Raw genomic sequence first — 4478 nt, 5'->3', positions numbered from 1 at the left:
GGTATGAAACGTCGGCGGGTGAACGGGTCGACGGCGTGGGCATGCTGGACGCGACGACCTCACCGCAGGATGCGCGCACGATCGGCGAGCTGGTCAGCAAGCCGCTGCTGGCCGGGTTGACCCAGCGCCTCACCGGTTTCGAGAACCACCGCGGGGGCACCGTGCTCGGCCCCGCGGCAGCGCCGCTGAGCGCCGTGGTCAAGGGCGCCGGTAACCGCCGCGGCGACGGTTTCGACGGTGCAGTGCAGGGCAGCGTGTTCGCGACCTACATGCACGGGCCTTGTCTGGCCCGCAACCCGGAGCTCGCCGACCTGTTGCTCAGCAAGGTGGTGGGTGGGCTGGCCCCGCTGCAGCTGCCCGAGGTGGACCTGCTGCGCCGCGAGCGACTGTCGGCCCGCTGACGCTGCGTGCCGACGGCGTCTGGTCGCGAGGGTGCAGAGATGTACGCCCCGAGCGGCGTGTTGCTGTACATCTATGCACGCTCGCGGGCGTTTGGCTGCGCGACAGCATTCCATTGGCGATCCTTATAGAGCGAGAAAAGGGACGCCCATGACCAACCCCTCAACGACATGGGTCGCCAAGGCCGGGCTCATCGCCGGGCTTGCGTTGACCGCTGCCGCCACCGCCCACGCCGCGCCCAACTCGAACAACGACGGGATGCACGGCGATCCGGCCGCCGCGGCCCCGTTCTGGCGCTACCAACAGCAGGATTCCTCCTGCGGCGAGGTGGCGGTGGCCGATGTGATCGGTCAGATCACCGGCCGCGAGCCCAGCGAGGACGAGATCACCACCGCGGCCGAAAACATCCCGAGCGTCAGCCACCCCGGGCCCATTTACACCCCCTCCAGCAAAACCAAGAACAGCGACATGCCGGTGCTGCTGGCGCACTACGGCATCAAGTCCGCGGCGGTGCACCCCAATACCGGCGGCCTGATCCAAGACCTGGACCAGGGGCACAAGGTGATCGTCGGAGTCAACGACAAGGTCCTCTGGAACAGACCCGGCGACCGCAGCCAGCAAAACCACTTCGTGGTGGTCATCGGCATCGACACCCGAGCCGGTGTGGTGCACCTCAACGACAGCGGCATCAGGGCCGGCCGCGACGAGCAGGTGTCCATCGCCACCTTCGAGCAGGCGTGGGCCGCCAGCGGCAACTTCGCCGTCGTGGCCTAGACCTGACTCACACCATCGCCCGACGACCGGTCAGCGCGCGGCCCAGGGTCAGCTCGTCGGCGAACTCCAAATCGCCGCCCATCGGCAGCCCGGAGGCGATCCTCGTCACCGTCAGGCCGGGGATGTCGCGCAGCATCCGAACCAGGTAGGTGGCGGTCGCCTCGCCCTCGGTATTCGGGTCGGTGGCGATGATCACCTCGGTGATGTCGACGTCGTCGACCCGCTCACCGATGCGGCTCAGCAGCTCCCGGATGCGCAGCTGGTCGGGACCGATCCCGGACAGCGGGTCAAGCGCGCCGCCCAGGACGTGGTAGCGGCCACGGAATTCGCGAGTGCGCTCGACGGCCTGGATGTCCTTCGGCTCTTCGACGACGCACACCTGCGAGCCGTCCCGGCGCGGATCGGCGCAGATCCGGCACCGTTCGTCGTCGGAGACATTGCCGCACACCGCGCAGAACCGCACGCCGTCGCGGACCTTCGCCAACACGGCGGTCAACCGGTCGATGTCGGGCGGTTCGACCGACAACAGGTGGAAGGCGATGCGCTGGGCGCTCTTGGGCCCAATGCCCGGCAGCTTGCCGAGCTCGTCGATCAGATCCTGGACGGGTCCCTCAAACATGTCGATACAGGTCAGGGCCCCGACAGGCCCGGCGCAGCCGGCGGGACGGGCGGCACACCGGGCGGATTCGGCGGGGCGGGCGGCTTCGGCGGGCCGCCCAGACCACCGGCCAGCGCCCCCAGCCGCTCCTGCGCCATTTTCGTGACCTGCTTGGAAGCGTCGGCCATCGCGCCGACGATCAGGTCCTGCAAGGTCTCGACGTCACCCGGGTCGACGACCTTGGGATCGATGGACACCGCGACCACCTCGCCACTCCCCTTGACGACGATCTTGACCAGCCCGCCGCCGGCTTGGCCGAGCACCTCAGCGTTTGCCAGCTGCTGCTGGGCTTCCATCAGCTTTTGCTGCATCTGCTGGGCCTGGGCCAGCAGCTGCGACATATCGCCACCGGGTTGCATGACAGTCCCCTCGCATCTTGGTCTCGAGTTGGTTTCGCCTGCTGTTGTCGGGCGATTCGGAACACTCAGCGTAGACCGCGCGACGTTACCTTAGCGCCGTGGACGTACCAGATAGCTTCCGTGTCGGGATGAGACTGGTCCTCGGCGTACTCGTTGCTGTGGCAATGGCGATCAGCCCGACCGCCACCGCGGCGCCCTCCAACATCGCCGGCATGGTGGTCTTCATCGACCCCGGCCACAACGGGGCCAACGACGCATCCATCGGCCGTCAGGTGCCCACCGGCCGCGGCGGCACCAAGGACTGCCAGACCAGCGGAACCTCGACGAACAGCGGCTACCAGGAACACACCTTCACCTGGGACACCGCGCTGCGGGTCCGGGCCGCGTTGAACGCGATGGGCGTCCGGACCGCGCTGTCGCGCAACAACGACAACGCGCTGGGCCCGTGCGTCGACCAGCGCGCCGAAATGGCCAACGCGATGCGGCCCAACGCCGTGGTCAGCCTGCACGGCGACGGCGGCCCGGCATCCGGCCGCGGCTTCCACGTCAACTACTCGTCTCCGCCGCTCAACCAGGCTCAGTCCGGGCCGTCGGTGCAATACGCCAGGATCATGCGCGACCAGCTGCAGGCCTCGGGCATCCCGCCGTCGACCTACATCGGCCAGAGCGGCCTGTACGGCCGTTCGGACCTGGCCGGGCTGAACCTGGCGCAGTTTCCGTCGGTCCTGGTCGAACTGGGCAACATGAAGAACCCCGTCGACTCGGCGCTGATGGAATCCCCCGACGGCCGGCAGAAATACGCCGACGCAGTGGCCCGCGGCGTCGCCGGATTCCTGGCTACCCAGGGCCAGGTGCGTTAGCGGGCTTCGAGCTCGTTCTTCAGGTTCGCCAGCACCTCGGACTGAATCTTCTTCAGCCCCAGCGGTGCAAAGGTCTTTTCGAAGAAGCCGCCGACGCCGCCCGCGCCATTCCACGTCGTCTTCACCGTGACGCTGGACCCGGGTCCCGCGGGAGCCACGGTCCAGTTGGTGATCATCGAAGAGTTCGCGTCCTTTTCAATGACGGTGTGGCCCGCCACGTCGACGTTGACCTGCACATCGCGAACACGTGACTTGGTGGCCTGTAGCCTCCACTTCGCGACCGTGCCCTTCCCCTCGCCGCCCTCGAGCACTTCGTACTCGCTGTACTGCGGGGAAAGGATCTTCGGGCGGACGTTCCGGTAGTCGGCCACGGCCGCGAGTGTGGCATCGGGCTCGGCGTTGACCAGGATCGTGCTGGCTGCGCTCACCTGTCCCATCAGGCAAAACTCCTCATGTCGTGGTTGCGGTGTCGCTCGCGCGCGGATGCACGCTGTGTCATCGAAGACTAGGGTATATGTGGTGCCGGTTCCGAAATCCGCCCTCTCGGCTCATACATCGGGCGTCGAGCGGCTGTTGGCGAGCTACCGATCCATCCCCGCGACATCCTCCGTCCGACTGGCCAAGCCGACTTCAAACCTGTTCCGCGCCCGCGCCAAACGCGATGCGCCGGGCCTCGACGTCTCAGGGTTGACGGGTGTCATCAGTGTCGATCCCGACGCCCGTACCGCCGATGTGGCCGGCATGTGCACCTACGACGATCTGGTGGCGGAGACGCTGCGTTACGGGCTTTCGCCACTGGTGGTTCCGCAACTGAAGACGATCACGTTAGGCGGGGCGGTCACCGGCCTGGGCATCGAGTCGGCGTCATTCCGAAACGGCCTGCCCCACGAATCGGTGCTGGAGATGGATATCCTCACCGGCACCGGCGAATTGCTCACCGTCTCACCGGACAAGCATTCTGACTTGTACCGCGCATTTCCCAATTCTTATGGGACGCTGGGATATTCGACCAGGCTGCGGATCGAGCTGGAGCCCGTCGCGCCGTTTGTGACGCTGCGGCACATCCGATTTCACTCGCTGCCCGAGCTGGTCGCAGCGATGGCACGCATCGTCGACACCGGCGGACTCGACGGCGTCCCGGTGAACTATCTCGACGGCGTGGTGTTCAGCGCCGACGAAAGCTACCTGTGTGTCGGCACCCAGACCACCACCCCGGGACCCGTCAGCGACTACACCGGAAAAGGCATCTACTACCGGTCGATTCAGCACGATGCCGGCATCAAAGAAGACCGCCTGACCATTCACGACTACTTCTGGCGCTGGGACACCGACTGGTTTTGGTGCTCGCGTGCGTTCGGCGCGCAGAACCCGCGGCTGCGGCGGTGGTGGCCGCGCCGGTATCGGCGCAGCAGCGTCTACTGGAAGCTG

6 protein-coding genes and 1 pseudogene are annotated in these 4478 nt (G+C 66.9%); 4 read left to right on the top strand and 3 right to left on the bottom strand.

The features are described from left to right. Both VML93_RS34000 and VML93_RS33995 read left to right on the top strand, forming a co-directional pair. Nucleotides 1–401: pseudogene (locus VML93_RS34000) on the top strand (glutamine amidotransferase); the annotation flags it as partial. Nucleotides 402–549: 148 nt separating this feature from the next. After that, nucleotides 550–1173: a C39 family peptidase gene (locus VML93_RS33995; RefSeq protein WP_325617533.1), complete on the top strand. Its 624-nt coding sequence runs from the start codon at nt 550–552 to the stop codon at nt 1171–1173. Nucleotides 1174–1180: 7 nt separating this feature from the next. On the opposite strand, the gene recR is transcribed toward VML93_RS33995, so the two are convergent. After that, nucleotides 1181–1792, bottom strand: coding sequence for a recombination mediator RecR (recR, locus tag VML93_RS33990; protein WP_325617532.1), 612 nt, complete (start codon nt 1790–1792; stop codon nt 1181–1183). Between the two features lie 11 nt (nt 1793–1803). Further along, on the bottom strand, nt 1804–2190 hold the full coding sequence (locus tag VML93_RS33985; RefSeq protein ID WP_325617531.1) for a YbaB/EbfC family nucleoid-associated protein: 387 nt from the start codon (nt 2188–2190) through the stop codon (nt 1804–1806). A gap of 128 nt (nt 2191–2318) precedes the next feature. Here VML93_RS33985 and VML93_RS33980 point away from each other — a divergent pair, with 128 nt between their 5' ends. Beyond that, nucleotides 2319–3050, top strand: a complete 732-nt coding sequence (locus VML93_RS33980) for an Rv3717 family N-acetylmuramoyl-L-alanine amidase (RefSeq protein ID WP_414686521.1) — start codon at nt 2319–2321, stop codon at nt 3048–3050. Here VML93_RS33980 and VML93_RS33975 read toward each other — a convergent pair. Beyond that, nucleotides 3047–3487, bottom strand: coding sequence for an SRPBCC family protein (locus VML93_RS33975; protein ID WP_325617529.1), 441 nt, complete (start codon nt 3485–3487; stop codon nt 3047–3049). The two genes, VML93_RS33980 and VML93_RS33975, sit on opposite strands and share 4 nt — an antisense overlap. Before the next feature lie 79 nt (nt 3488–3566). On the opposite strand from VML93_RS33975, the gene VML93_RS33970 reads away from it, so the two are divergent. Further along, the coding region (locus tag VML93_RS33970; protein WP_325617534.1) for an FAD-binding oxidoreductase at nt 3567–4478 on the top strand (912 nt) is incomplete at its 3' end.

The sequence above is a fragment of the Mycobacterium sp. genome, from assembly GCF_035499775.1.
Classification (GTDB): Bacteria; Actinomycetota; Actinomycetes; order Mycobacteriales; family Mycobacteriaceae; genus Mycobacterium.
This window is presented reverse-complemented; position numbering and strand designations above follow the sequence as displayed.

Bases quoted from the DNA above. Each gene is read 5' to 3' on its own strand.
- VML93_RS33975 (WP_325617529.1), bottom strand. From the start codon at position 3,487: ATGGGACAGGTGAGCGCAGCCAGCACGATCCTGGTCAACGCCGAGCCC.
- recR (WP_325617532.1), bottom strand. From the start codon at position 1,792: ATGTTTGAGGGACCCGTCCAGGATCTGATCGACGAGCTCGGCAAGCTG.
- VML93_RS33985 (WP_325617531.1), bottom strand. From the start codon at position 2,190: ATGCAACCCGGTGGCGATATGTCGCAGCTGCTGGCCCAGGCCCAGCAG.
- VML93_RS33980 (WP_414686521.1), top strand. From the start codon at position 2,319: ATGAGACTGGTCCTCGGCGTACTCGTTGCTGTGGCAATGGCGATCAGC.
- VML93_RS33995 (WP_325617533.1), top strand. From the start codon at position 550: ATGACCAACCCCTCAACGACATGGGTCGCCAAGGCCGGGCTCATCGCC.